This window comes from Phyllobacterium phragmitis (assembly GCF_002980495.1).
Lineage (GTDB): Bacteria > Pseudomonadota > Alphaproteobacteria > Rhizobiales > Rhizobiaceae > Paramesorhizobium > Paramesorhizobium phragmitis.
On sequence record NZ_PVBR01000021.1, the window covers coordinates 1 to 22,395 of the forward strand.

At 58.8% G+C, this 22,395-nt stretch carries 34 protein-coding genes; 33 read left to right on the plus strand and 1 reads right to left on the minus strand.

Going from position 1 to position 22,395, the window contains the following annotated elements:
- The 30 genes from C5748_RS21705 to C5748_RS21850 all read left to right on the plus strand — a co-directional run.
- The coding region (locus tag C5748_RS21705) for an EF-Tu C-terminal domain-related protein (RefSeq protein WP_105744272.1) at window positions 1-126 on the plus strand (126 nt) is incomplete at its 5' end.
- Window positions 127-182: 56 nt separating this feature from the next.
- Complete coding sequence (rpsJ, locus tag C5748_RS21710) at window positions 183-491, plus strand: 30S ribosomal protein S10 (protein WP_002964363.1); 309 nt, start codon at window positions 183-185, stop codon at window positions 489-491.
- 27 nt (window positions 492-518) lie between these two features.
- On the plus strand, window positions 519-1,256 hold the full coding sequence (rplC, locus tag C5748_RS21715) for a 50S ribosomal protein L3 (RefSeq protein ID WP_105744274.1): 738 nt from the start codon (window positions 519-521) through the stop codon (window positions 1,254-1,256).
- Complete coding sequence (rplD, locus tag C5748_RS21720; RefSeq protein ID WP_105744276.1) at window positions 1,256-1,876, plus strand: 50S ribosomal protein L4; 621 nt, start codon at window positions 1,256-1,258, stop codon at window positions 1,874-1,876. The genes rplC and rplD overlap by 1 nt, the downstream gene beginning before the upstream one ends.
- A complete protein-coding gene (locus tag C5748_RS21725; RefSeq protein ID WP_105744278.1) occupies window positions 1,873-2,166 on the plus strand; it encodes a 50S ribosomal protein L23 in 294 nt (97 codons plus the stop codon). Before rplD ends, C5748_RS21725 begins: the two co-directional genes overlap by 4 nt.
- A gap of 20 nt (window positions 2,167-2,186) precedes the next feature.
- Window positions 2,187-3,020 carry a 50S ribosomal protein L2 gene (rplB, locus tag C5748_RS21730; RefSeq protein WP_105744280.1) on the plus strand — a complete coding sequence of 278 codons (834 nt, stop codon included), beginning with the start codon at window positions 2,187-2,189 and terminating at the stop codon, window positions 3,018-3,020.
- Between the two features lie 15 nt (window positions 3,021-3,035).
- Entirely contained in the window at window positions 3,036-3,314 is a 279-nt protein-coding gene (gene rpsS, locus C5748_RS21735) for a 30S ribosomal protein S19 (RefSeq protein ID WP_105744282.1), read from the plus strand.
- Window positions 3,315-3,316: 2 nt separating this feature from the next.
- On the plus strand, window positions 3,317-3,706 hold the full coding sequence (rplV, locus tag C5748_RS21740) for a 50S ribosomal protein L22 (RefSeq protein WP_105744284.1): 390 nt from the start codon (window positions 3,317-3,319) through the stop codon (window positions 3,704-3,706).
- Window positions 3,706-4,416, plus strand: coding sequence for a 30S ribosomal protein S3 (gene rpsC, locus C5748_RS21745; RefSeq protein WP_105744286.1), 711 nt, complete (start codon window positions 3,706-3,708; stop codon window positions 4,414-4,416). The genes rplV and rpsC overlap by 1 nt, the downstream gene beginning before the upstream one ends.
- 38 nt (window positions 4,417-4,454) lie before the next feature.
- Window positions 4,455-4,868 (plus strand): 50S ribosomal protein L16, encoded by a 414-nt coding sequence (gene rplP, locus C5748_RS21750; protein WP_105744288.1) that lies wholly within the window; start codon window positions 4,455-4,457, stop codon window positions 4,866-4,868.
- An 11-nt stretch (window positions 4,869-4,879) separates the two neighbouring features.
- Window positions 4,880-5,080 carry a 50S ribosomal protein L29 gene (gene rpmC / locus C5748_RS21755; RefSeq protein WP_105744289.1) on the plus strand — a complete coding sequence of 67 codons (201 nt, stop codon included), beginning with the start codon at window positions 4,880-4,882 and terminating at the stop codon, window positions 5,078-5,080.
- 12 nt (window positions 5,081-5,092) lie between these two features.
- Window positions 5,093-5,329 (plus strand): 30S ribosomal protein S17, encoded by a 237-nt coding sequence (rpsQ, locus tag C5748_RS21760; RefSeq protein ID WP_105744291.1) that lies wholly within the window; start codon window positions 5,093-5,095, stop codon window positions 5,327-5,329.
- A gap of 67 nt (window positions 5,330-5,396) precedes the next feature.
- A complete protein-coding gene (gene rplN / locus C5748_RS21765) occupies window positions 5,397-5,765 on the plus strand; it encodes a 50S ribosomal protein L14 (RefSeq protein WP_068881785.1) in 369 nt (122 codons plus the stop codon).
- A 12-nt stretch (window positions 5,766-5,777) separates the two neighbouring features.
- Window positions 5,778-6,092: a 50S ribosomal protein L24 gene (gene rplX, locus C5748_RS21770; protein ID WP_105744293.1), complete on the plus strand. Its 315-nt coding sequence runs from the start codon at window positions 5,778-5,780 to the stop codon at window positions 6,090-6,092.
- Window positions 6,085-6,642, plus strand: a complete 558-nt coding sequence (gene rplE / locus C5748_RS21775; protein WP_105744295.1) for a 50S ribosomal protein L5 — start codon at window positions 6,085-6,087, stop codon at window positions 6,640-6,642. Before rplX ends, rplE begins: the two co-directional genes overlap by 8 nt.
- 25 nt (window positions 6,643-6,667) lie before the next feature.
- Window positions 6,668-6,973 (plus strand): 30S ribosomal protein S14, encoded by a 306-nt coding sequence (gene rpsN, locus C5748_RS21780; RefSeq protein ID WP_105744297.1) that lies wholly within the window; start codon window positions 6,668-6,670, stop codon window positions 6,971-6,973.
- Window positions 6,974-6,985: 12 nt separating this feature from the next.
- Window positions 6,986-7,384: a 30S ribosomal protein S8 gene (gene rpsH / locus C5748_RS21785; protein ID WP_105744299.1), complete on the plus strand. Its 399-nt coding sequence runs from the start codon at window positions 6,986-6,988 to the stop codon at window positions 7,382-7,384.
- Between the two features lie 40 nt (window positions 7,385-7,424).
- The gene (gene rplF, locus C5748_RS21790) at window positions 7,425-7,958 is read left to right on the plus strand and encodes a 50S ribosomal protein L6 (RefSeq protein ID WP_105744301.1); all 534 of its coding nucleotides are present in this window, start codon (window positions 7,425-7,427) and stop codon (window positions 7,956-7,958) included.
- Between the two features lie 12 nt (window positions 7,959-7,970).
- Window positions 7,971-8,333 carry a 50S ribosomal protein L18 gene (gene rplR, locus C5748_RS21795; RefSeq protein ID WP_105744302.1) on the plus strand — a complete coding sequence of 121 codons (363 nt, stop codon included), beginning with the start codon at window positions 7,971-7,973 and terminating at the stop codon, window positions 8,331-8,333.
- Window positions 8,334-8,373: 40 nt separating this feature from the next.
- Window positions 8,374-8,931, plus strand: a complete 558-nt coding sequence (rpsE, locus tag C5748_RS21800) for a 30S ribosomal protein S5 (protein ID WP_105744304.1) — start codon at window positions 8,374-8,376, stop codon at window positions 8,929-8,931.
- A 49-nt stretch (window positions 8,932-8,980) separates the two neighbouring features.
- Window positions 8,981-9,181 carry a 50S ribosomal protein L30 gene (rpmD, locus tag C5748_RS21805; RefSeq protein ID WP_105744305.1) on the plus strand — a complete coding sequence of 67 codons (201 nt, stop codon included), beginning with the start codon at window positions 8,981-8,983 and terminating at the stop codon, window positions 9,179-9,181.
- Between the two features lie 20 nt (window positions 9,182-9,201).
- Window positions 9,202-9,678 carry a 50S ribosomal protein L15 gene (gene rplO, locus C5748_RS21810; RefSeq protein WP_105744307.1) on the plus strand — a complete coding sequence of 159 codons (477 nt, stop codon included), beginning with the start codon at window positions 9,202-9,204 and terminating at the stop codon, window positions 9,676-9,678.
- A 111-nt stretch (window positions 9,679-9,789) separates the two neighbouring features.
- Window positions 9,790-11,130, plus strand: a complete 1,341-nt coding sequence (gene secY, locus C5748_RS21815; protein ID WP_105744309.1) for a preprotein translocase subunit SecY — start codon at window positions 9,790-9,792, stop codon at window positions 11,128-11,130.
- Window positions 11,127-11,711, plus strand: coding sequence for an adenylate kinase (locus C5748_RS21820; RefSeq protein ID WP_105744311.1), 585 nt, complete (start codon window positions 11,127-11,129; stop codon window positions 11,709-11,711). Before secY ends, C5748_RS21820 begins: the two co-directional genes overlap by 4 nt.
- A gap of 201 nt (window positions 11,712-11,912) precedes the next feature.
- Entirely contained in the window at window positions 11,913-12,281 is a 369-nt protein-coding gene (gene rpsM, locus C5748_RS21825; protein WP_105744313.1) for a 30S ribosomal protein S13, read from the plus strand.
- 140 nt (window positions 12,282-12,421) lie between these two features.
- Complete coding sequence (rpsK, locus tag C5748_RS21830; protein WP_105744315.1) at window positions 12,422-12,811, plus strand: 30S ribosomal protein S11; 390 nt, start codon at window positions 12,422-12,424, stop codon at window positions 12,809-12,811.
- 101 nt (window positions 12,812-12,912) lie between these two features.
- The gene (locus C5748_RS21835; RefSeq protein ID WP_105744317.1) at window positions 12,913-13,926 is read left to right on the plus strand and encodes a DNA-directed RNA polymerase subunit alpha; all 1,014 of its coding nucleotides are present in this window, start codon (window positions 12,913-12,915) and stop codon (window positions 13,924-13,926) included.
- 45 nt (window positions 13,927-13,971) lie between these two features.
- Window positions 13,972-14,400: a 50S ribosomal protein L17 gene (gene rplQ / locus C5748_RS21840; RefSeq protein ID WP_105744319.1), complete on the plus strand. Its 429-nt coding sequence runs from the start codon at window positions 13,972-13,974 to the stop codon at window positions 14,398-14,400.
- 429 nt (window positions 14,401-14,829) lie between these two features.
- Entirely contained in the window at window positions 14,830-16,371 is a 1,542-nt protein-coding gene (locus C5748_RS21845; protein WP_342588376.1) for a DegQ family serine endoprotease, read from the plus strand.
- Window positions 16,372-16,389: 18 nt separating this feature from the next.
- Window positions 16,390-17,706 (plus strand): replication-associated recombination protein A, encoded by a 1,317-nt coding sequence (locus C5748_RS21850; RefSeq protein WP_105744321.1) that lies wholly within the window; start codon window positions 16,390-16,392, stop codon window positions 17,704-17,706.
- Between the two features lie 39 nt (window positions 17,707-17,745).
- Here C5748_RS21850 and C5748_RS21855 read toward each other — a convergent pair whose 3' ends face one another.
- Window positions 17,746-19,551, minus strand: a complete 1,806-nt coding sequence (locus C5748_RS21855) for a glucan ABC transporter ATP-binding protein/ permease (RefSeq protein WP_105744323.1) — start codon at window positions 19,549-19,551, stop codon at window positions 17,746-17,748.
- 332 nt (window positions 19,552-19,883) lie between these two features.
- Here C5748_RS21855 and C5748_RS21860 point away from each other — a divergent pair, with 332 nt between their 5' ends.
- Genes C5748_RS21860 through C5748_RS21870 form a run of 3 tightly spaced genes read left to right on the plus strand, consistent with a single transcriptional unit; the run spans window position 19,884 to window position 22,363 of the window.
- The gene (locus C5748_RS21860; RefSeq protein WP_105744324.1) at window positions 19,884-20,867 is read left to right on the plus strand and encodes an RluA family pseudouridine synthase; all 984 of its coding nucleotides are present in this window, start codon (window positions 19,884-19,886) and stop codon (window positions 20,865-20,867) included.
- A gap of 37 nt (window positions 20,868-20,904) precedes the next feature.
- Window positions 20,905-21,576 (plus strand): HAD-IA family hydrolase, encoded by a 672-nt coding sequence (locus C5748_RS21865; protein WP_105744326.1) that lies wholly within the window; start codon window positions 20,905-20,907, stop codon window positions 21,574-21,576.
- Window positions 21,569-22,363 (plus strand): ATP12 family chaperone protein, encoded by a 795-nt coding sequence (locus C5748_RS21870; RefSeq protein WP_105744328.1) that lies wholly within the window; start codon window positions 21,569-21,571, stop codon window positions 22,361-22,363. Before C5748_RS21865 ends, C5748_RS21870 begins: the two co-directional genes overlap by 8 nt.
- The last annotated feature ends 32 nt before the right edge of the window (window positions 22,364-22,395 follow it).

Here is a 22,395-nt window from a genome sequence, read left to right on the forward strand (position 1 = left end):
GGCGACAACGTCACGATGGACGTGACGCTGATCGTGCCGATCGCGATGGAAGAGAAGCTGCGTTTCGCTATCCGCGAAGGCGGCCGCACCGTCGGCGCCGGCATCGTCTCCACCATCGTTGAGTAAGAGAATTGTGCAGGGACGTCAGAAAATGGCGTCCCGCGTAACAAGGAACAGATGAAATGAACGGTCAAAACATCCGCATTCGCCTCAAGGCGTTTGATCATCGGATCCTTGACGCTTCGACGCGGGAAATCGTGTCGACTGCCAAGCGTACCGGTGCCAATGTGCGCGGCCCGATCCCGCTTCCCACGCGGATCGAGAAGTTCACGGTCAACCGGTCGCCGCATATCGACAAGAAGAGCCGCGAACAGTTCGAGATGCGCACGCACAAGCGCCTTCTCGATATCGTTGACCCGACCCCGCAAACGGTTGATGCGCTGATGAAGCTCGACCTGTCTGCAGGTGTCGATGTCGAGATCAAGCTGTAAGGCTTGAGGACGGAAGGAACGAACCCGATGCGTTCAGGTGTTATTGCACAGAAGCTGGGCATGACCCGCGTCTATAACGACGCTGGAGAGCATGTGCCGGTGACGGTTCTCCGCATGGAGAGCTGCCACGTGGTGGCCCAGCGTACAGTTGAAAAGAACGGTTACACGGCTGTTCAGCTTGGCGTTGGACTTGCCAAGGTAAAGAACACGACCAAGGCACTGCGCGGCCATTTCGCGAAGGCTGAAGTCGAGCCGAAGGCGAAACTTGCGGAGTTCCGCGTGTCGCCGGACAATCTCCTCGATGTCGGCGCCGAGATCACGGCGGAACATTTTGTTCCCGGCCAGAAGGTCGACGTGACGGGTACCTCCATCGGTAAGGGTTTTGCCGGTTCGATGAAGCGCCACAATTTCGGTGGTCATCGCGCTTCGCACGGTAACTCGGTTACCCACCGCGCACACGGTTCGACAGGTCAGCGTCAGGACCCGGGCAAGGTGTTCAAAGGCAAGAAGATGGCCGGTCACATGGGGCAGACCCGCGTGACCACGCAGAACATCGAAGTCGTGTCCACCGATCTCGATCGCGGCCTCATTCTGGTCCGCGGCGCGGTTCCGGGCTCGAAGGGCGCATGGATCCTGGTGCGTGACGCCGTGAAGGTTTCCTTGCCGGAAAACGCGCCGAAGCCGGCCGGTATCCGTCAGGCCGCACAGTCAGCAGCAGTGTCGTCGGCGCCTGAAATGGCCGAAGCGACTGAGGGAGCCGAATAATGGATCTCACGATTACAACTCTTGAAGGCAAGGACGCCGGCAAGGTGAAGCTCTCTGAGGAGATCTTCGGTCTTGATCCGCGCGACGATCTCCTTCAGCGCGTTATCCGCTGGCAGCTTGCACGTCGCCAGCAAGGCACGCATAAGGCCAAGGGCCGTTCCGAAATCGCACGCACCGGCGCGAAGATGTACAAGCAGAAGGGTACGGGCCGTGCCCGCCATCACTCTGCTCGTGCTCCGCAGTTCCGCGGCGGTGGCAAGGCTCATGGTCCGGTCGTTCGCAGCCACGAGCATGAACTGCCCAAGAAGGTTCGCGCTCTCGGCCTGCGTCATGCGCTTTCGGCCAAGCTGAAGTCGTCGGATCTGATCGTCATTGATGATCTGGCTTCCAAGGAAGCCAAGACCAAGGCGCTGACGGCGCAGTTCGCCAAGCTCGGCCTCGAAAATGCGCTACTGATTGGTGGCGCTGAGATCGATGCCAATTTCCGCCTGGCTGCTTCGAACATTCCGAATATCGATGTTCTGCCGGTGCAGGGCATCAATGTCTATGACATCCTTCGCCGCGGCAAGCTCGTTCTTTCCAAGGCGGCGATCGAAGCTCTCGAGGAGCGTTTCAAATGACTGATCTTCGCCATTATGACGTGATCGTCAGCCCTGTCATCACCGAGAAGTCCACCATGGTTTCTGAACATAACCAGGTGGTGTTCAACGTGGCCCGCAAGGCGACGAAACCGGAAATCAAGGCTGCGGTCGAAGCGCTGTTCGGCGTCAAGGTGACCGCGGTGAATACAGCAGTGCGCAAAGGCAAGGTGAAGCGGTTCCGCGGCATCGTCGGGCGCCAGAGCGATGTCAAGAAAGCAGTCGTGACGATAGCCGAAGGCCAATCCATCGACGTTTCGACTGGTCTTTGAGAGGCCGTGGAGTAAAGACAATGGCACTCAAGCATTATAATCCAACCACGCCGAGCCAGCGTCAGCTGGTCATCGTGGACCGTTCCGGGCTCTACAAGGGCAAGCCGGTCAAGTCTTTGACCGAGGGCCTGTCCTCCAAGGGCGGACGTAACAATTCCGGTCGGGTCACCGCCCGCTACCAGGGCGGTGGTCACAAGCGCACCTATCGTTTTGTCGATTTCAAGCGTCGCAAGCACGATGTTTCGGCAACGGTGGAGCGTCTTGAATACGATCCGAACCGCACGGCCTTCATCGCGCTCATCCGCTATGCGGACGGCGAGTTGAGCTACATCCTGGCGCCGCAGCGCCTGGCGGTCGGCGATCAGGTCATTACCGGAAGCTCGGCGGACGTGAAGCCCGGCAATGCGATGCCGCTTTCGTCCATGCCTGTCGGCACCATCATCCACAATGTGGAGATGAAGCCGGGCAAGGGTGGGCAGATCGCTCGCTCTGCCGGTACCTATGCGCAGCTCGTGGGCCGCGACCAGGGCATGGCTATTTTGCGCCTGAACTCGGGCGAGCAGCGCTTGGTTCACGGTTCCTGCTTTGCAACGGTCGGTGCGGTTTCCAATCCTGACCATGGCAATATCAGCCTTGGCAAGGCAGGTCGTAGCCGTTGGCTCGGCAAGCGTCCGCATGTTCGCGGCGTCGCGATGAACCCGGTCGATCACCCGCATGGCGGCGGCGAAGGCCGTACCTCTGGTGGCCGTCATCCTGTTTCTCCGTGGGGCAAGCCTACGAAGGGCAAAAAGACGCGCTCCAACAAGGCGACGGACAAGTTCATCATGCGTTCGCGTCATCAGCGCAAGAAGTAAGAGAGGAAGTCTGAAATGGCTCGTTCAGTTTGGAAAGGCCCGTTCATAGACGGCTATCTTCTCAAGAAGGCTGAGAAGGTACGCGATGGCGGTCGCAATGAGGTCATCAAGATCTGGAGCCGTCGCTCCACGATCCTGCCGCAGTTCGTCGGCCTGACCTTCGGCGTTTATAACGGCAACAAGCATGTGCCGGTTTCCGTGTCCGAAGAAATGGTCGGACACAAGTTCGGTGAATTCTCTCCGACCCGGACCTATTACGGTCATGGTGCGGACAAGAAGGCAAAGAGGAAATAACGATGGGCAAGGCTAAGGCTCCGCGCCAGCTTAAGGATAACGAGGCGAAAGCCGTCGCCCGCACGATCCGTGTCAGTCCGCAGAAGCTCAACCTCGTGGCGACTTTGATCCGCGGCAAAAAGGTAAGTGCGGCTCTCGCCGATCTGACGTTTTCGCGCAAGCGGATCGCCGGTACGGTGAAGAAGACGCTCGAATCGGCGATCGCGAATGCGGAAAACAATCACGATCTTGATGTCGATGCTCTGGTCGTCGCGGAAGCCTATGTCGGCAAGTCGATCGTCATGAAGCGCTTCCATGTCCGTGGCCGCGGCCGTGCGAGCCGGATTGAGAAGCCTTTCTCGCATCTCACCATTGTTGTCCGCGAAGCCGCGGAAAAAGGGGAGGCCGCATAATGGGCCAGAAGATTAATCCGATCGGCTTTCGCCTCGGCATCAATCGCACCTGGGATTCGCGCTGGTACGCGAACACCGGCGAGTACGGCAAGCTGCTGCACGAAGACATCAAGATCCGTCAGTATCTGATGGATGAGCTGAAGCAGGCCGCAATCTCCAAGGTCGTGATCGAACGTCCGCATAAGAAGTGCCGCGTGACCATCCACTCGGCTCGCCCGGGTCTGATTATCGGCAAGAAGGGTGCGGATATCGAGAAGCTTCGCAAGAAGCTTTCCGAGATGACGAATTCGGAAGCCGCGCTCAACATCGTCGAAGTGCGCAAGCCTGAGATCGACGCGGTGCTGGTCGCCCAATCGATCGCTCAGCAGCTCGAACGCCGTATTGCATTCCGTCGCGCCATGAAGCGCGCGGTGCAGTCCGCGATGCGTCTCGGCGCTGAAGGCATCCGCATCAATTGCTCGGGCCGTCTCGGCGGTGCTGAAATCGCTCGTATGGAATGGTACCGCGAAGGCCGCGTTCCCTTGCATACGCTGCGTGCCGACATCGATTACGGAACGGCTGAGGCGCACACTGCCTATGGCACATGCGGCGTCAAGGTCTGGGTGTTCAAGGGCGAGATCCTCGAGCACGATCCGATGGCTTCCGAGCGTCGTACTGTTGAAAGCGACAGCCAGGGTTTCTCATCGAACCGCCGGCGCGAAAACGCCTGATCGATCGGTCGCGGGCAAGAATTTTGGAGTAGAGAACAATGTTGCAGCCTAAGCGCACAAAGTTCCGCAAGCAGTTCAAGGGCCGTATTCACGGCGCGTCGAAGGGCGGTACGGAGCTCAATTTCGGTGCTTTCGGATTGAAGGCCGTAGAGCCCGAGCGCATCACCGCGCGTCAGATCGAGGCGGCCCGCCGCGCGATCACCCGTCACATGAAGCGTGCCGGCCGCGTGTGGATCCGCATCTTCCCGGATCTGCCGGTCACCTCGAAACCTACCGAAGTCCGCATGGGTAAAGGTAAGGGCGGCGTCGACTATTGGGCAGCCCGTGTTGCTCCAGGCCGCGTGATGTTCGAGCTTGACGGCGTATCGGAAGATGTGGCACGCGAGGCGCTTCGACTCGGAGCCGCCAAGCTTCCGATCAAGACGCGCTTCATACAGCGCATCGCAGAATAAGAGAGGCAGCCATGAAAGCCGCAGAAGTTCGGACCCAGAGCGCCGACCAGATGAATGATGAGCTGGCCAAGCTCAAGAAGGAGCAGTTCAACCTGCGCTTCCAGAAGGCGACCGGCCAGCTCGAGAAAACAGCGCGTGTCAAGGAAATCCGCCGCGACATCGCACGCATCAAGACTATCGCCCGCCAGAAGGCGGCCGAGAGCAAGGCATAAGGAAAGAATATCATGCCTAAACGCGTTCTGCAGGGCGTTATCGTCAGTGACAAGACCGACAAGACAGTCGTGGTCAAGATCGAGCGGCGCTATTCGCATCCGCTCCTCAAGAAGACCGTGCGCCAGTCCAAGAAGTATAAGGCGCATGACGAGAACAACCAATTCAAGGTCGGCGATTTCGTTTCCATAGAAGAATCGAAGCCGATTTCGAAGGACAAGTGCTGGGTCGTCGTCGGTTCGGCGGCCTAACAAACCACAGTAATTGAGGGCAGGGCGAAACGTCCGACCCGGCTGAACGAAAAGAAGGCGGCCAGTCATGATTCAGATGCAAACAAACCTCGACGTCGCGGATAATTCCGGCGCCCGTCGTGTCATGTGCATCAAGGTGCTGGGCGGTTCGAAGCGGAAATATGCTTCGGTCGGCGACATTATCGTCGTTTCGATCAAGGAAGCCATTCCGCGCGGCCGCGTGAAGAAGGGCGACGTGATGAAGGCGGTTGTCGTGCGCACCGCCAAGGATATCCGCCGCGCCGATGGCAGTGTTATCCGGTTCGACAAGAACGCTGCCGTTTTGATCGATAACAAGAAAGAGCCCATCGGCACCCGTATCTTCGGACCGGTTCCGCGCGAACTCCGCGCCAAGAATCACATGAAGATCATTTCGCTGGCTCCAGAAGTTCTGTAAGGGAGCAAGACGATGCAGAAGATTCGCAAAGGCGACACGGTCGTCGTTTTGACCGGCAAGGACAAGGGCCGTACGGGCGAAGTGCTTAGTGTTTCGCCCAAGGACGACAAGGCCGTCGTCCGTGGCATTAATGTAGTGAAGCGCCATCAGCGCCAGAGCCAGACGCAGGAAGCGGGCATCCTTTCCAAGGAAGCCCCCATCCAGCTGTCCAATCTGGCCGTCGCCGATCCCAAGGATGGTAAGCCGACCCGCGTCGGCTTCCGCATCGAAAAGGACGGCAAGAAGGTGCGTGTGGCAAAACGTTCTGGAGAGCTGATCGATGGCTGAGGCAAAGATCGAACCGCGCTTGAAGAAGCATTACCAGGACGTAGTCCGCAAGGCGCTTCTCGAGCAGTTCAAATACGACAACGAGATGCAGATTCCGCGCGTCGACAAGGTTGTCATCAATATGGGTATCGGTGAAGCGACGGGCGACTCTAAGAAGCCTGCGATCGCCGCCGAGGACCTCGCACAGATTGCCGGCCAGAAGCCGGTGATCACCCACGCCCGCAATTCCATCGCGACCTTCAAGGTTCGTGAGGAGATGCCGATCGGCACCAAGGTTACGCTCCGCAAGGATCGTATGTACGAGTTCCTGGACCGGTTGATCACGATTGCGCTGCCGCGCGTCCGTGACTTCCGCGGACTGAACCCGAAGAGCTTTGATGGTCGTGGCAATTTTGCCATGGGTGTCAAGGAACACATCGTGTTTCCGGAGATCAACTACGATAAGGTCGATCAGATCTGGGGCATGGATATCATCGTTTGCACGACCGCCAAGACGGATGATGAGGCGCGCGCTTTGCTGCGTGCTTTCAACTTCCCGTTCCGGCAGTAACGACAAGCGTAGCGAGGTAATTGAAATGGCCAAGACTAGCGCAGTCGAAAAGAACAAGCGCCGCGTGCAGTTGGTTAAGCGTCACGCCGCAAAGCGTGCACGGTTGAAGGCGGTCGTTATGGACCAGAGCCTTCCGTTGGACGAGCGCTTTCGCGCGACCATCCAGCTTGCTGAACTGCCGCGCAATTCTGCAAGGGTCCGTATCCGCAATCGTTGCGAGATTTCGGGCCGTCCGCGCGGTTTCTACCGCAAGCTCAAAATGTCGCGTATCGCGCTCCGCCAGCTGGGTTCGCTCGGCCAGGTTCCGGGCGTGGTCAAGTCGAGCTGGTAAGGGAGAAGCCCCATGTCTATGTCAGATCCTCTCGGCGATATGCTGACCCGCATCCGTAACGCGATCGGCCGCAAGAAGAGCAAGGTTTCCACGCCTGCTTCCAAGCTTCGCGCCCGCGTTCTCGATGTGCTTCAGTCCGAAGGTTATATCCGCGGATACAGCCAGACCGAATTCGAAAACGGCAAGTCCGAGATCGAAATCGAGCTGAAATACTACGAAGGCGGTGCGGTGATCCGTGAGATCGCCCGGGTTTCGAAGCCTGGCCGCCGCGTTTATGTATCGGTCAAGTCTATTCCGCAGGTCGCAAACGGTCTTGGTATCTCGATCCTCTCCACGCCGAAGGGCGTGATGGCGGATCACGAGGCTCGCGAACAGAACGTTGGTGGTGAGCTGCTCTGCCGCATCTTCTGATGCGGCTGCGGTGAACAGGAAGAAACGGACAGGTTGAACAATGTCTCGTATCGGTAAAAAACCCGTGCCGGTCCCGGCAGGCGTAACTGCCACTGTTGACGGTCGGACCGTCAAGGCCAAGGGCGCGAAGGGCGAACTGTCGTTCGTCGTCAACGATGAAGTGCTGGTGAAGCTGGAAGACGATGGGATTCATGTGGACCCCCGTGACCAGTCGAAGGTTGCGCGCTCGCGGTGGGGCATGTCCCGCACGATGATCGCCAACATCTTCAACGGCGTCAAAGATGGCTTCGAAAAGAAGCTTGAGATCAGCGGCGTCGGCTACCGCGCGGCGATGCAGGGCAAGAACCTGCAGCTTTCGCTGGGCTTCAGCCACGAAGTGATCTATGAGGTGCCGGCTGGAATCACGGTTGTCGTGCCGAAGCCGACCGAGATCGTCGTTAGCGGCATCGATAAGCAGCAGGTCGGCCAGGTTGCGGCGGAGATCCGCGAATATCGCGCACCGGAGCCTTACAAGGGCAAGGGCGTGAAATATGCTGGCGAGAAGATCGTCCGCAAAGAAGGCAAGAAGAAGTAAGGAACTCGCGTCATGGCATCGCCGAAAGAAACCATTCAGCGTCGCGCATCGCGCGTTCGCCGTCAGCTCAAGGCGGTCGCCAACGGCCGTCCGCGGCTTAGCGTGCATCGCTCTTCGAAAAATATCTACGCACAGATCATTGATGATGTGCGTGGTCTTACGATTGCAGCCGCCTCGACACTCGATGGCGATCTGAAGGGCAAGCTCAGGACCGGCGCGGACCAGGATGCCGCCGCCGTTGTCGGCAAGCTTGTCGCGGAACGCGCCGTCAAGGCCGGCGTGAAGGAAGTCGTGTTCGACCGTGGTTCGTTTATTTTCCACGGCCGTGTCAAGGCTTTGGCCGAAGCCGCCCGCGAAGCGGGCCTCAGCTTCTAATTTCAACTGTGCTTCCGGAAAAGAAAAAGGAACTAGGAAAATGGCACAAAGAGAACGTAACCGCGATGGCGGTCGCGACGAGCGCGACAGCGAATTCGTCGATAAGCTCGTTCACATCAACCGCGTCGCCAAGGTCGTCAAGGGCGGCCGGCGTTTCGGGTTCGCCGCGCTTGTGGTGGTAGGTGATCAGAAGGGCCGCGTAGGCTTCGGTCATGGCAAGGCACGCGAAGTGCCGGAAGCGATCCGCAAGGCTACCGAAGCAGCCAAGCGCGAACTTATTTTTGTTCCGCTGCGTTCGGGGCGCACGCTTCATCATGACGTCGAAGGCCGTCATGGCGCAGGCAAGGTTCTGCTGCGCGCTGCAGCCGCCGGTACCGGCATCATCGCAGGTGGTCCGATGCGCGCTGTTTTCGAGACGCTCGGTATGCAGGATGTCGTTGCCAAGTCGCTCGGTTCGTCCAACCCGTACAACATGGTTCGGGCGACGTTCGATGCGCTGAAGCACCAGATGCATCCCAAGGATGTCGCTGCGCAGCGTGGTATCAAGTACTCGACTCTTCAGGCTCGCCGCCATGATGTGGTCGGTACCGAAGAATAGCCGCCGCTGGCGCTGGTCACTGGCCTGCCGAAGACAAGGAATATGAGTGATGGCTGAGAAAAAGAAGGGCAAGACGGTCACGGTCGAACAGACCGGCAGCCCGATCCGTCGCCCGGCCGAGCAGCGCGCGACGCTGGTTGGTCTGGGTCTTAACAAAATGCACCGCCGCCGTACGCTGGAAGACACTCCGGCAGTTCGCGGCATGATCGCCAAGGTTCAGCATCTCGTCCGCATTGTGGACGAGGTCTGATAACGCGGGAGATTGAAAAGATGAAACTCAATGATCTGCGTGAGAAGCCGGGCGCTGCCAAGGCACGTAAGCGCGTCGCCCGTGGTATCGGTTCCGGCACGGGTAAGACCGGCGGACGTGGCGTGAAGGGGCAAAAATCCCGTTCTGGCGTCGCGATTAAAGGCTTCGAAGGCGGCCAGATGCCGATCTATCGTCGCTTGCCGAAGCGCGGCTTCACCAATATCTTCGCCAAGAGCTTCAATGCCGTTTCGGTTGGCCGCATTCAGCAGGCTATCGATGCAGGCAAGCTCGATGCAAAGCAGGCGGTTACGGCTGATACGCTCAAGGCTGCCGGCGTCATTCGCCGCCCCAGGGACGGCGTTCGGTTGCTGTCCGATGGCGAGATCACCGCAAAGGTGAATTTCGAAGTGGCAGGCGCATCCAAGGCTGCGATCGAGAAGATCGAGAAGTCTGGCGGTTCGGTGAAGTTGCCGGTAGCCGCAGCATCTGCCGAATAAGCATAGAGATAAATAGCGGCGGCCTTCGAGCCGCCGCTTGCACCTTTGTGCCTTTGCACATATCTGGGGTAGGACCGCATTGATTGGCGGGGGACAGACCGGAGATTTTTCATGGCATCGGCTGCAGAACAGCTTGCATCCAATCTGAACTTCTCGGCTTTTTCAAAAGCTGAAGAGTTGAAAAAGCGCATCTGGTTTACGCTGGGTGCGCTGCTTGTCTACCGGTTCGGTACCTATATCCCGCTTCCCGGAATCAATCCCGATGCGCTGGCTCAGGCCTTCCAGCAGCACAGTCAGGGCGTTCTCGGCCTTTTCAACATGTTCGCCGGTGGCGCCGTTGGCCGTATGGCTATTTTCGCGCTTGGCATCATGCCTTATATCTCGGCTTCGATCATCGTGCAGCTCATGACCTCGGTCGTGCCTTCGCTCGAGCAGCTGAAGAAGGAAGGCGAGCAGGGCCGAAAGGTCATCAATCAATATACCCGTTATGGCACGGTCCTTCTGGCGACATTGCAGGCCTACGGTATTTCCGCGGGGCTGGAATCCGGCAACGGCATCGTCATGGATCCCGGGCTGTTCTTCCGGGTTTCGACGGTGATCACGCTTGTCGGCGGCACGATGTTCCTGATGTGGCTCGGTGAGCAGATCACGGCTCGCGGCATCGGCAATGGTATTTCGCTGATTATCTTCTCAGGTATCGTCGCTAACCTGCCCCATGCCATTTCCGGCACTCTGGAACTGGGACGTACGGGGGCACTTTCCACCGGACTGATCCTTGGGATCGTTGTTCTGGCCGTAGCTCTCGTCGCCATTATCGTGTTCGTTGAGCGGGCGCAGCGAAGGCTTCTGATCCAGTATCCGAAACGCCAGGTCGGCAACCGCATGTTCCAGGGCGACACGTCGCATCTGCCGTTGAAGCTGAACACGGCTGGCGTTATCCCGCCGATCTTCGCCTCTTCGCTGCTTTTGCTGCCGGCAACGGCCGCTGGCTTTGCCGATACGCAGACAATGCCGGGTTGGGCGACGACGGCGCTTGCCGCTCTCGGCCACGGTCAGCCGCTCTATATGTTCCTCTACGCCGCGCTGATGGCGTTCTTCTGTTTTTTCTATACCGCGATCGTCTTCAATCCGAAGGATACGGCTGATCAGCTCAAGAAGCATTCGGGTTTCATTCCAGGCATTCGCCCCGGCGAGAGGACCGCGGAATATATCGATTACGTGCTGACGCGTATCACGGCTGTAGGTGCGATCTATATCGTGCTGGTTTGCCTCCTGCCTGAGTTTCTGATTTCGGCAACGGGTGTTCCCTTCTATCTCGGCGGGACCTCTTTGCTCATCGTGGTCAGCGTGACGCTTGATACGGTCGCGCAGATACAAGGACATCTGATCGCCCATCAATATGAAGGGCTCATCAAGAAATCGAAACTTCGGGGAGGGAAACGCAACAAATGAGACTGATTCTTCTTGGACCTCCTGGAGCGGGTAAGGGAACACAGGCCAGGCTTTTGACGCAGAAGTATGGTATCCCTCAGCTTTCCACCGGCGATATGCTTCGTGCCGCCGTTACCCATGAGACCGAGGTCGGCAAGCGCGCCAAGGCGGTGATGGATGGCGGGCAGCTGGTTTCCGACGACATCGTCAACCAGATCGTCTCTGACCGCATTGACGAGCCCGATTGTACAAGAGGTTTCATTCTCGACGGCTATCCTCGGACTGTTCCCCAGGCCAAGGCCTTGGGACAGATGCTTCAGCAAAAAGGGCTTCGGCTCGATGCGGTGATCGAACTCAAAGTCGATGAAGCGGCGCTTGTTCGGCGCATGGAGAACCGTGTTGCCGAAACCGTTGCTTCAGGCGGTCAGGCTCGCTCTGATGATAATCCGCAAGCCTTTCACAAGCGTCTGGTGGAATATCGCGAGAAGACCGCGCCTCTATCGGAATATTATGCCGGGACAGGTGAATTGAAGGTGGTGAACGGCATGGCCGATGTCGATACCGTGACCGCCGAAATAGAGAAAACATTGATACCGGCCTGACCTAATCAAGACGGTATTCAAAAAGAACGTCCGGGGAGTTGACTTTTCCCGACGATTCCGCCAAAGACTGCACCAATTCATTTAGTTTTGAATGGTCGGTGCCGGCGAAACAACAAGAGCCGATACCGGGCATTTTTATGCTGTCTGGTTGACGGTAATCAGCGTCCGGACAGGACAGCGGCAACATTAAGGAGAATAGGCGTGGCTCGTATTGCTGGCGTCAACATCCCGACGAACAAGCGCGTTATCATTGCGCTTCAGTACATTCACGGGATCGGACAGAAGTTTGCACAGGAAATCGTCGACAAGGTCGGCATTCCTCCGGAGCGTCGTGTCAATCAGTTGACGGACGCTGAAGTTCTTCAGATTCGCGAATCCATCGACCGTGACTATCAGGTCGAGGGTGATCTTCGTCGCGAAGTTTCGATGAACATCAAGCGTCTGATGGATCTTGGCTGCTATCGCGGCCTGCGTCATCGCCGGTCGCTTCCTGTTCGCGGTCAGCGTACGCATACCAATGCTCGTACCCGCAAGGGACCGGCAAAGGCGATCGCCGGCAAGAAGAAGTAATTTAGGGGTGAATGGTGAATAGTAAATAGTGAATGGTAGGGCGGTTTGCCTTTCACCATTCACTATTTTTCCATTCACCATTCACTTCCGGTGTAGCCGCTGGCATTACGGCGGCGTTGAGATCAATTGGAAGGACTATCATGGCCAAGGAAGCCACACGCGTTCGTCGTCGCGAGCGCAAGAATATTTCGTCGGGCGTTGCGCACGTCAGCTCGACGTTCAATAACACGATGATCACCATCACGGACGCACAGGGCAATGCCATTGCCTGGTCGTCTGCCGGCGCTCAGGGTTTCAAGGGTTCGCGCAAGTCGACCCCGTTTGCCGCCCAGATGGCCGCTGAGGACTGCGCCAAGAAGGCGCAGGAGCATGGCATGCGTTCGCTCGAGGTCGAGGTTTGCGGTCCGGGTTCCGGTCGTGAATCGGCGCTTCGTGCCCTGCAGGCTGCGGGCTTCATGATCACCTCGATCCGCGATGTGACGCCGATCCCGCACAATGGTTGCCGCCCGCGCAAGAAGCGCCGCGTCTAACCGACGATTTTAGGCCGTATGAGCCCCTCGGGCTCCTCTGCGGTTCCACGCTCTGTCACCACGATTGGATAGTGGTTGAAGGCAAGGACAAGGAAAAGCAAATGATCCAGAAAAACTGGCAGGAACTGATCAAGCCGAACAAGATCGAGTTCCAGACTTCAGGTTCGAAAACCAAGGCGACCGTCATCGCGGAGCCGCTTGAGCGGGGCTATGGTCTGACGCTCGGTAACGCGCTGCGTCGCGTGCTTCTCTCTTCGCTGCGTGGCGCTGCGGTGACCGCAGTCCAGATCGACGGCGTTCTGCACGAATTCTCGTCGATCGCCGGTGTGCGCGAAGACGTGACGGATATCGTGCTCAACATCAAGGAGATCGCCATCCATATGGAAGGCGATGGTCCCAAGCGTATGGTCGTCCGCAAGGAAGGCCCGGGCGTAGTCACCGCCGGCGACATTCAGACGGTTGGCGATGTCGAGATCCTCAATCCGGATCATGTGATCTGCACTCTCGATGAGGGCGCGGAGATCCGCATGGAGTTCACCGTCAACACCGGCAAGGGCTATGTCCCGGCCGACCGCAACCGCGCCGAAGACGCGCCGATCGGGCTCATCCCGGTCGACAGCCTTTATTCACCGGTTCGCAAAGTCTCCTATAAGGTCGAGAACACCCGCGAAGGCCAGGTTCTTGATTATGACAAGCTGACGCTCAACATCGAAACCGATGGCTCGATCACCGGTGAAGATGCGGTTGCCTATGCTGCCCGTATTCTTCAGGACCAGCTTTCGATCTTCGTCAATTTCGACGAGCCGCAAAAGGAAGCGCCGCAGGAACAGGTGGCGGAACTCGCCTTCAATCCGGCTCTCCTGAAGAAGGTGGACGAACTGGAGCTGTCGGTGCGTTCGGCAAACTGCCTGAAGAACGACAATATCGTTTATATTGGCGACCTGATCCAGAAGACGGAAGCCGAGATGCTGCGGACCCCGAACTTCGGTCGCAAGTCGCTGAACGAGATCAAGGAAGTTCTGGCGTCCATGGGGCTCCATCTGGGTATGGAAATCCCGTCCTGGCCGCCGGAAAATATCGAAGACCTCGCCAAGCGTTACGAAGACCAGTATTGAGAATACCGGCGACCGACCGGAAAGAAAGATTGAAGGAGAAGGCTCATGCGCCACGGTAATTCAGGCCGCAAGCTGAACCGGACTGCCAGCCACCGTAAGGCGATGTTTGCCAATATGGCCGCATCGCTGATCGAGCATGAGCAGATCGTGACGACGCTGCCCAAGGCCAAGGAAATTCGCCCTATCGTCGAAAAGCTTGTCACTCTCGGCAAGCGTGGCGATCTGCACGCGCGCCGTCAGGCTATTTCGGCCATTCGTGACGCAAAGCTCGTTGCCAAGCTGTTCGATACGCTTGCAACCCGCTATGCAACGCGCAATGGCGGCTATATCCGCATCATGAAGGCCGGCTTCCGCACCGGCGACAACGCGCCTCTGGCGGTTGTCGAATTCGTGGAGCGTGACGTCGATGCCAAGGGTTCCAAGGACCGTGCCCGCGTCGAGGCCGAGGAGGCTTCGGAAGCCGAAGCTGCATAATTGCTTCTGCATGGATTATGAAAAAGGGGCCGTACGGCCCCTTTTTCTTTTGAGCAAGTTCCCGACGTATTTTTCGGATCGCTCGCAGGCAAGGCCGCTGATATCGTTTACGGTGGCAATCATATTCCTACCCGCAGTAATAGCGACACCGTCGGGGCATGGATTTCCTGTGCTTGTCACAGGAAATCCATGCCTCGCCCTCTCCAGAACTTCAACGGGGTAGAATGACGTAAGGCCGAGCGGTTCCATCAAATTGGGAGTCGCATTGAATCAAAAATCCTGCAACTGTCTGATTTCTATCGATTGTGCCAATCCATGGATTGGATTTCACATTCCCGCCCCTTATCGCTTCCTATGATCGGGCATATGACTTGGCCCGGTCGGATTCGCGTCCTAATTTATTCCAGTACATCAATTCGGGAGTTCTTCATGTCTTTCCGTGCTTCGAGGTTCGTTGGTCTGTTGGCAGCGGCGATGACGATTGCCGTTCTGACCTCTCCCGTGTCTATGTCTCTTGCGCAGGAGAAAAGCACGGGCGAGACGCTGCGCGATACCTTCAAAGGGCTCCTCGATGGCGGAACCGGCGAGCCGGACAAGACTCAGCCGTCGTCGCCGCCCGTTGCGCCGCTTCCTGCCCCATCCAGCAAAAATGTTCCGCTGAGCCGTGGGGAGATGCAGTTGTCCTTCGCGCCGCTCGTCAAGGCGACTGCACCGGCAGTCGTCAACGTCTATGCCGCGCGCCAGGTCGCAACCCGGTCGCCTTTTGCCGGCGATCCATTTTTCGAACAATTCTTCGGCAGGCAGTTCGGCGGCGGATCCCCGCGCATCCAGTCGTCCCTCGGCTCCGGCGTTATCGTTGATCCAAGCGGCATCGTCGTCACCAACAATCATGTCATCAAGGATGCCGACGATATCAAGGTGGCGCTTTCCGATGGCCGCGAGTTTGAAAGCCGCATTTTGCTTAAGGACGAAACGACCGATCTCGCCATCCTGAAGATCGATGCCAAGGAAGCCTTTCCGATCCTGGCGCTCGGCAATTCGGACGACGTGGAGGTTGGCGATCTCGTATTGGCTATCGGCAATCCATTCGGCGTTGGGCAGACAGTAACGAGCGGTATCGTCTCGGCTCAATCGCGCACGCGGGTCGGCATTTCTGATTTCGACTTTTTCATCCAGACCGACGCGGCGATCAATCCCGGCAATTCCGGCGGTGGGCTGATCGATATGCGCGGCCAGCTGATCGGCATCAATACCGCGATCTTCTCGCGTTCTGGCGGCTCGATCGGCATCGGCTTTGCCATTCCATCCAATATGGTACGCGCGGTTGTGGAAACGGCGCGGAAAGGCGGTAAGAGCTTCCAGCGTCCCTTTATCGGCGCGACGTTCCAGTCCGTGACACCGGATGTCGCCGAAAGCCTCGGCCTCCAGCAGCCTTATGGTGCCTTGATCACAGCCCTGAACGATGGCGGGCCGGCTGAGAAGGCTGGCCTCAACGTGGGTGACCTCATTCTTTCCGTGGAAGGCGTGCGCGTCGATAACCCGGATGTCCTGGCCTATCGCATTTCGACGGCGGGCATTGGAAATACCGTAAAATTGAACGTGCTGAGCGGATCGCAGCAGCGCGAGGTGCCGGTGACGCTTGCAAAACCTCCCGAGACGGTCGCCGCGAAAACGCAGATCATCGAAGGCGATAACCCCCTTGCGGGTGCCGAAATTGCCGATCTGACGCCGGAAACCACCGGGGAGTTTCGTCTTCCCAGGACGGCGCGCGGCGTGGTGGTTACGGGCGTGTATCGCAATTCGCCTGCCGTGCGGCTCAATCTGCGCCGGGGGGATATCATCCGTCGGGTCAATGGTGTGGAAATCAGCGGGGTAGCCAATCTGACCGAGGTTCTTTCCGCCGGCACGAGCCTGCTATGGCGCTTCGAATTCGAGCGCAACGGCGCTATCATTCGACAATATATCCGCTAGCCGGTAAGCATATAGGACATGACCGACCTTTTTTCTGCCAGTGCCGATCCACAGGCCGACCGTAACAGGCCGCTCGCCGATCGCATGCGCCCCCGCTACCTCTCTGAGGTAACTGGACAAGCGCATCTGACCGGTCCGCAGGGCGTTCTGACCCGCATGATCGCCTCGGGAACGCTCGGCTCGATGATCTTCTGGGGACCACCCGGCACTGGCAAGACGACGGTGGCGCGGCTGCTCGCCGGCGAAACCAATCTGGTGTTCGAACAGATATCGGCCATCTTCTCTGGTGTTGCAGATCTCAAGAAGATGTTCGACGGCGCCCGCGCCCGCCGCATGTCCGGTCGTCAAACCCTGCTCTTCGTCGACGAGATTCATCGGTTCAACCGCGCGCAGCAGGATTCCTTCCTCCCCGTGATGGAGGATGGCACGGTGATCCTGATCGGAGCCACGACGGAAAACCCTTCCTTCGAGCTTAATGCGGCGCTCCTGTCGCGTGCCCGTGTGCTGACCTTTCACTCGCATGATGCCGAGAGCCTCGCGACGCTTCTTGCGCGCGCCGAGGAAAACGAAGGCCGCAAGCTGCCGCTCGACGAGGAGGGGCGGGCCAGCCTCATCCGCATGGCGGACGGCGATGGCAGGGCGGCTTTGACGCTTGCCGAAGAAATCTGGCGTGCCGCCCGTGAAGACGAAACCTTCAATGCCGAACAATTGCAGGAGGTCGTGCAGCGCCGGGCACCTGTCTATGACAAGAGCCAGGACGGCCATTACAATCTGATTTCGGCGTTGCATAAATCGGTACGCGGATCGGACCCGGATGCGGCGCTCTACTATCTCTGCCGCATGTTCGACGCCGGAGAGGACCCGCTCTATCTCGGCCGGCGGCTGGTGCGCATGGCTTCGGAGGATATCGGTCTCGCTGATCCCCAGGCTCTCGTCATCGCCAATGCGGCGAAGGACGCTTATGATTATCTCGGGTCGCCGGAAGGCGAACTGGCGCTTGCCGAAGCCTGCGTCTATCTGGCGACGGCGCCGAAATCGAATGCGGTCTATATGGCCTATAAAGCCGCCATGCGGGCGGCAAAGGAAAACGGTTCACTCGTGCCGCCAAAGCATATCCTCAACGCGCCGACCAAGCTGATGAAGGGCGAGGGCTATGGCGCGGGTTATGCCTATGACCATGATCAGCCAGAGGCCTTCTCGGGCCAGAACTATTTTCCCGACGCCATGGGCCGCCCGACATTTTACGATCCGCCGGAGCGCGGTTTTGAGCGAGAGATCCGCAAGCGCCTTGATTACTGGACCAAGCTGCGCCTCGAACGGCATGGCAAAGGCTGATCACAAGAAAAAGCCCGGCATCGCCGGGCTTTTCTGCGTCTATGCCGATATGGATTTATGCGGCCGCGCCTTGAGCGGAAAAGGCGTGACATTGCTTTTGTCCTGTTCAGCTTCCCCATCTTCGGCGAGCAGGCCGCCGGCGCGCAGCAGGGCGGCAAACCGGCCATTCTGCGCGGCAAGCTCGTCGAACTTGCCGGCTTCGATCAGATGTCCCTTGTCGAGGAACAGCACGAGATCGGCGTTGCGCACGGTCGACAGGCGGTGAGCGATGATGAAGGTCGTGCGATTGTTGCTGAGCTCGTCGATCGCATTCTTCACCTGAGCCTCGGTCTCGACATCGAGCGCGCTCGTCGCCTCGTCGAGAACCAGGATCGGGGCATTCTTGAGAACGGCACGGGCGATCGCTAGGCGCTGCTTTTCGCCGCCCGAAAGCTGCGATCCGCGTTCGCCGACGACCGTGTCATAGCCGGCGCTCTTGGAGAGGATGAAGTCGTGCGCTGCGGCCGCGCGGGCCGCGGCATGCACGTCCTCGTTCGAGGCGTCCGCTCGGCCGATGCGGATATTGTCCTCGATCGAGCGGTTGAACATGCCGGCATCCTGGAAGACGGTGGCAATCGCATGGCGCAGCGAATGACGGCTCAGCGTGCGCGTATCCACGCCGTCGATCAGGATGCGGCCCGCCGCCGGATCATAGACGCGCTGCAGGAGATTGACCAACGTCGTCTTGCCGGCGCCTGTCGGACCGACGATCGCGACGGTCTGGCCGGATTTCGCTTCAAAGGACACGTCATAGACGCCCTGGCCGGAATTCGCGAACTCATAGGTCACATTATCGAAAACGATATGCCCGCCGACATGGTCGAGCGTGCGGGCTGAGGCCGGCTCCTGGCGTTCGGCTGTCGAATCCTCCATTTCAAAGAATTCTTCCAGCTTGGCGCGGGCAGTCATCGTCTGGTTGACGAAATTGCTGATCAGGTCCAGGCGGCCGATCATCAACTGCGCAAAGCCGATGAATGCAACCACCTGGCCGACGCGAAGCTCGCCCTTGGTGACGAGATAGGCGCCGAGCAGCAGGACGATGACCATGGAAATGGTCGAAGCCATGCGGTTGAGGCCGCTGGCCAGCGCCCACCAGTTGAGAACCGGGTTCTGGGCCTGCTGGAGACGCGAGGTGTAATCCTTCAGCGATCTGGCTTCCTCGGCGATGCGGTTATAGCTCTGCAGCACAGCGACATTGCTGATCGAGTCGCTGACATGCTCGAACACCTTGTGATGGTGGCGCTCGACGGCGGCCTGCCCATCCTTGGTCTTGCGCATGACCAGTTGGCCGATCATCACATAGATGACGCCGAGAACGACGAGAACCAGCGACAGGCGCATGTCCATGTGCATGGCGGTCGGCACGAGGACAAATAGCGCGACAACAGTCGCAAGATGCTGACGCAGAAATTCGAGCCAGAGGGTGAACAGCGAATCCGTGGCGCGTATCAGCGTATGCAGGGCATTCGATGTGCCGCGCTGATGATGCCAGGCAAGCGGCATGGTGATGACGCGCTCGAAAGAATCGGAGAGCACGCCGAGCCGCCGCTTGTGCGCCAGCCTGTCGGCGCCGCGCGATACCAGCACGATTGCGATGATGTTGAACACACCGAGGCCCGCCCACATCGCGAGTGTCGGGAAGATGGCGCTCTTCTCGGAAATGGAGTCGATCACGTTGCCGAACAGCATCGGCTCGGCTACCGCTATCAGCGCCAGGACGATATTGGCCGCGCATATCAAGGTGGTTGCCCGCTTTTCGGCTCCCAGATATTGCAGCGATCTCCAGTAGATGTTCAGCAAAGACAATTTGCCACTCCAACGGTTCGAGATATTTCAGGCGCAAGATGGTGAGTTTGCGTGCGCCGCAATACCCATGCCGTCAGGTAGTGGCGGTTCCGTGACTATTGAAACCATAATTTGCAACGCCCTGTAACTAGCCGTGATCAAACAGCTTTTTCCGCTTGGTATGACACGTTACATCAACGTTTTTCATATCGTGTGAGGTCGCGCTTTTGCGTTGATAAGCTTGAGCGATTTCGGCGCGCGGCAGCCGTTCCGGTGTGCATCTGCGAATTGCGGCTCGCAAGAAGCGCTGGCTGATGATAGAGCAGGCCAATTCAAAACCAGGTTAAGAAAATATGGCGGGTGTAGAACAAAAATCGGTGGAAGCGGACGAGGCGGGCATGCGGCTCGACCGCTGGTTCAAGGTGCATTATCCGGGTCTCGGCTTTGGCCATCTTCAGAAACTTCTGCGCTCGGGCCAGATCCGCGTCGATGGCGGTCGCGCCAAGGCCGACACCCGCATCCAGCCCGGCCAGGCGATCCGCATTCCGCCGCTCGGCGTCGACGAGAAATCCACTGGGCCTCTGACCGGCCGCACGATCCGCGGGCAGGGCGATGCCGACGTGCTGGCGCAGATGCTGCTTTATGAAAACGAGAAGGTCTATGTCTTCAACAAGCCTGCCGGTCTGGCCGTGCAGGGTGGATCAGGCGTTGTGCGCCATGTCGACGACATGCTGGAAGCCTGGCGCAACAAGAGGGGCGAAAAACCAAGGCTGGTGCATCGCCTCGACCGCGACACATCGGGCGTTCTGGTCGTGGCGAAAACGCGCGGTGCCGCCCAGGCGCTCACCAAGGCCTTCCGCGAGCGCGATACCAAGAAGACCTATTGGGCCCTGGTAAAAGGCGTGCCGCACAAGCGCGAGGACAAGATTTCCACCTGGCTTGTCAGGGAAGCGACGCCTGACGGAGACAGGATGCGTATTTGCGAACATGGCGAACCGGATGCCGATCACGCCGTCTCCTATTACCGCATCATCGAGACGGCCGGCCGTACTCTGACCTGGCTCGAGATGGAACCCTATACCGGACGCACGCATCAGCTGCGTGTTCATGCCGTCCATATCGGCAATCCAATCATCGGCGACCCCAAATATTTCGACGCCGACCACAATTGGGAGTTCCCCGGCGGCCTGCAGAAACGTCTGCATCTTCACGCGCGGCGCATCCGCATTCCCAATCCGGGCGGCGGCATCATCGATGTGACCGCGCCGCTGCCGCCGCACATGGTGCAATCCTGGAATCTTCTCGGATTCAGCGAGACGCTGGCAGAGATGGATTGATGGCTACCGTCGACCGGGCACCGAAAGGCGTTTGACGATGAAACTGGTTTTATTCGATTGCGACGGGACATTGGTCGATAGCGCCGGCGTCATCCATCGCTGCATGGCAAGAACCTTTGCCGAGGCCGGAATGACGCAGATCGACGAGGTGCACACCCGCGCGATCATCGGTCTTTCGCTCGATCATGCAATCGCCAGGCTGCTGAAATGCGATGTCGATGCTGCCGTTCAGGCGCTGGCGCAACGCTATAAGGATCATTTCGTCTTGATGCGCGGCGAGCCGGATTTTGCCGAACCGGTATTCCCCGGCATTCCCGAGCTGATTGCCGAACTGGGGCGTCGTGACGACATCGTCATCGGCATGGTCACGGGCAAGTCGCGGCGCGGTGTGCGCAAGGTCCTGGAGCTGCACGGGCTGAGCGAGCATTTCATCGTCGTGCGCACAGCGGACGATTGCCCGTCCAAGCCGCATCCGGCAATGGTTCTGGAAGCCTGCGCCGAAGCGGGCTTTGATCCGGCCGAGGCTCTTGTCGTCGGCGACGCCATCTACGATATGGAAATGGCGCGTGCGGCGGGGGCGCTGGCCGTTGGTGTCTCCTGGGGCTATCATACATCGGAGGCGTTGCGCGCAACCGGAGCGCATCACATTCTTGATGTTCCGGCCGACCTGCTGGCGCTACTTGAAGAAGGTGAGTTACTCGATGCGTGACGTTCTGAACGATCTCGAAAAGGGAGAAGGGCTATTGGATCCCGATCCGGTACGGCGCGCACAAAATCAGATGAAGATGCAATTGCCGAAGCGATTCTATGAAGCCGTCACCGTGGCCGAAAGCGAAGGCAACTACGGTGTTTATCTCGATGGAAAACCGGTTCGGACGCCTGCGCGGCGCGTTTTGACGTTGCCGACTGCCGCTGCGGCGCAAATCATTGCCGACGAATTCGCCCGGCAGAAGGATGTCATCGATCCCGCCCGTATGCCGGCAACCCGTATCGCCAATACGGCGATCGATGGTGTCGCGGATGATCCGCAGGCGGTGGCGGAGGATTTGCTGCGCTTTGTCGCCTCGGACATGCTGTTTTACAGGGCGGATGCGCCGGAGGCTCTGGTCAAGCGACAGACCGAACGCTGGGATCCACTGATCGATTGGGCCGCGTCTTCGCTCGGTGCGCATTTCGTTCTCGCCGAAGGGGTGATGCATGTTTCCCAGCCGCGCGAGGCGCTGGCGGCCTTCGGTGTTCACCTGATGGCCATTCGCGAGCCGGTCGCTCTGGCGGCACTTCATACCATGACCACCCTGACCGGATCGGCCATTCTGGCGCTTGCCGTCGCCAAGGGCGAAATCGGCGTCAGGCAAGCCTGGGAACTCGCCCATCTCGACGAGGACTGGACCATCGAGCACTGGGGCGAAGATGCGGAGGCCAAGGCGCGACGCGATACGCGCGAGGAAGAGATGATGTCGGCTGCCGCGATGTTTGCCGCAACCTCATCATCTTGACGTCCTTATTCCGCCCGGTTTGGCCGGTGATA

What these genes read in the sequence shown, in the direction of transcription:
- C5748_RS21725 (WP_105744278.1), top strand. Translation starts at nt 1,873, where the DNA reads ATGACTGATCTTCGCCATTATGACGTGATCGTCAGCCCTGTCATCACC.
- C5748_RS21835 (WP_105744317.1), top strand. Translation starts at nt 12,913, where the DNA reads ATGATCCAGAAAAACTGGCAGGAACTGATCAAGCCGAACAAGATCGAG.
- rpsH (WP_105744299.1), top strand. Translation starts at nt 6,986, where the DNA reads ATGTCTATGTCAGATCCTCTCGGCGATATGCTGACCCGCATCCGTAAC.
- rplN (WP_068881785.1), top strand. Translation starts at nt 5,397, where the DNA reads ATGATTCAGATGCAAACAAACCTCGACGTCGCGGATAATTCCGGCGCC.
- C5748_RS21845 (WP_342588376.1), top strand. Translation starts at nt 14,830, where the DNA reads ATGTCTTTCCGTGCTTCGAGGTTCGTTGGTCTGTTGGCAGCGGCGATG.
- rplD (WP_105744276.1), top strand. Translation starts at nt 1,256, where the DNA reads ATGGATCTCACGATTACAACTCTTGAAGGCAAGGACGCCGGCAAGGTG.
- C5748_RS21865 (WP_105744326.1), top strand. Translation starts at nt 20,905, where the DNA reads ATGAAACTGGTTTTATTCGATTGCGACGGGACATTGGTCGATAGCGCC.
- rplC (WP_105744274.1), top strand. Translation starts at nt 519, where the DNA reads ATGCGTTCAGGTGTTATTGCACAGAAGCTGGGCATGACCCGCGTCTAT.
- C5748_RS21850 (WP_105744321.1), top strand. Translation starts at nt 16,390, where the DNA reads ATGACCGACCTTTTTTCTGCCAGTGCCGATCCACAGGCCGACCGTAAC.
- rpsC (WP_105744286.1), top strand. Translation starts at nt 3,706, where the DNA reads ATGGGCCAGAAGATTAATCCGATCGGCTTTCGCCTCGGCATCAATCGC.
- rplO (WP_105744307.1), top strand. Translation starts at nt 9,202, where the DNA reads ATGAAACTCAATGATCTGCGTGAGAAGCCGGGCGCTGCCAAGGCACGT.
- rplF (WP_105744301.1), top strand. Translation starts at nt 7,425, where the DNA reads ATGTCTCGTATCGGTAAAAAACCCGTGCCGGTCCCGGCAGGCGTAACT.
- rplV (WP_105744284.1), top strand. Translation starts at nt 3,317, where the DNA reads ATGGGCAAGGCTAAGGCTCCGCGCCAGCTTAAGGATAACGAGGCGAAA.
- rpsE (WP_105744304.1), top strand. Translation starts at nt 8,374, where the DNA reads ATGGCACAAAGAGAACGTAACCGCGATGGCGGTCGCGACGAGCGCGAC.
- secY (WP_105744309.1), top strand. Translation starts at nt 9,790, where the DNA reads ATGGCATCGGCTGCAGAACAGCTTGCATCCAATCTGAACTTCTCGGCT.
- rpmD (WP_105744305.1), top strand. Translation starts at nt 8,981, where the DNA reads ATGGCTGAGAAAAAGAAGGGCAAGACGGTCACGGTCGAACAGACCGGC.
- C5748_RS21870 (WP_105744328.1), top strand. Translation starts at nt 21,569, where the DNA reads ATGCGTGACGTTCTGAACGATCTCGAAAAGGGAGAAGGGCTATTGGAT.
- C5748_RS21820 (WP_105744311.1), top strand. Translation starts at nt 11,127, where the DNA reads ATGAGACTGATTCTTCTTGGACCTCCTGGAGCGGGTAAGGGAACACAG.
- rplX (WP_105744293.1), top strand. Translation starts at nt 5,778, where the DNA reads ATGCAGAAGATTCGCAAAGGCGACACGGTCGTCGTTTTGACCGGCAAG.
- rpsS (WP_105744282.1), top strand. Translation starts at nt 3,036, where the DNA reads ATGGCTCGTTCAGTTTGGAAAGGCCCGTTCATAGACGGCTATCTTCTC.
- rpsJ (WP_002964363.1), top strand. Translation starts at nt 183, where the DNA reads ATGAACGGTCAAAACATCCGCATTCGCCTCAAGGCGTTTGATCATCGG.
- rplR (WP_105744302.1), top strand. Translation starts at nt 7,971, where the DNA reads ATGGCATCGCCGAAAGAAACCATTCAGCGTCGCGCATCGCGCGTTCGC.
- rpsK (WP_105744315.1), top strand. Translation starts at nt 12,422, where the DNA reads ATGGCCAAGGAAGCCACACGCGTTCGTCGTCGCGAGCGCAAGAATATT.
- rplB (WP_105744280.1), top strand. Translation starts at nt 2,187, where the DNA reads ATGGCACTCAAGCATTATAATCCAACCACGCCGAGCCAGCGTCAGCTG.
- rpmC (WP_105744289.1), top strand. Translation starts at nt 4,880, where the DNA reads ATGAAAGCCGCAGAAGTTCGGACCCAGAGCGCCGACCAGATGAATGAT.
- rplP (WP_105744288.1), top strand. Translation starts at nt 4,455, where the DNA reads ATGTTGCAGCCTAAGCGCACAAAGTTCCGCAAGCAGTTCAAGGGCCGT.
- rpsQ (WP_105744291.1), top strand. Translation starts at nt 5,093, where the DNA reads ATGCCTAAACGCGTTCTGCAGGGCGTTATCGTCAGTGACAAGACCGAC.
- rplQ (WP_105744319.1), top strand. Translation starts at nt 13,972, where the DNA reads ATGCGCCACGGTAATTCAGGCCGCAAGCTGAACCGGACTGCCAGCCAC.
- C5748_RS21860 (WP_105744324.1), top strand. Translation starts at nt 19,884, where the DNA reads ATGGCGGGTGTAGAACAAAAATCGGTGGAAGCGGACGAGGCGGGCATG.
- rpsN (WP_105744297.1), top strand. Translation starts at nt 6,668, where the DNA reads ATGGCCAAGACTAGCGCAGTCGAAAAGAACAAGCGCCGCGTGCAGTTG.
- rplE (WP_105744295.1), top strand. Translation starts at nt 6,085, where the DNA reads ATGGCTGAGGCAAAGATCGAACCGCGCTTGAAGAAGCATTACCAGGAC.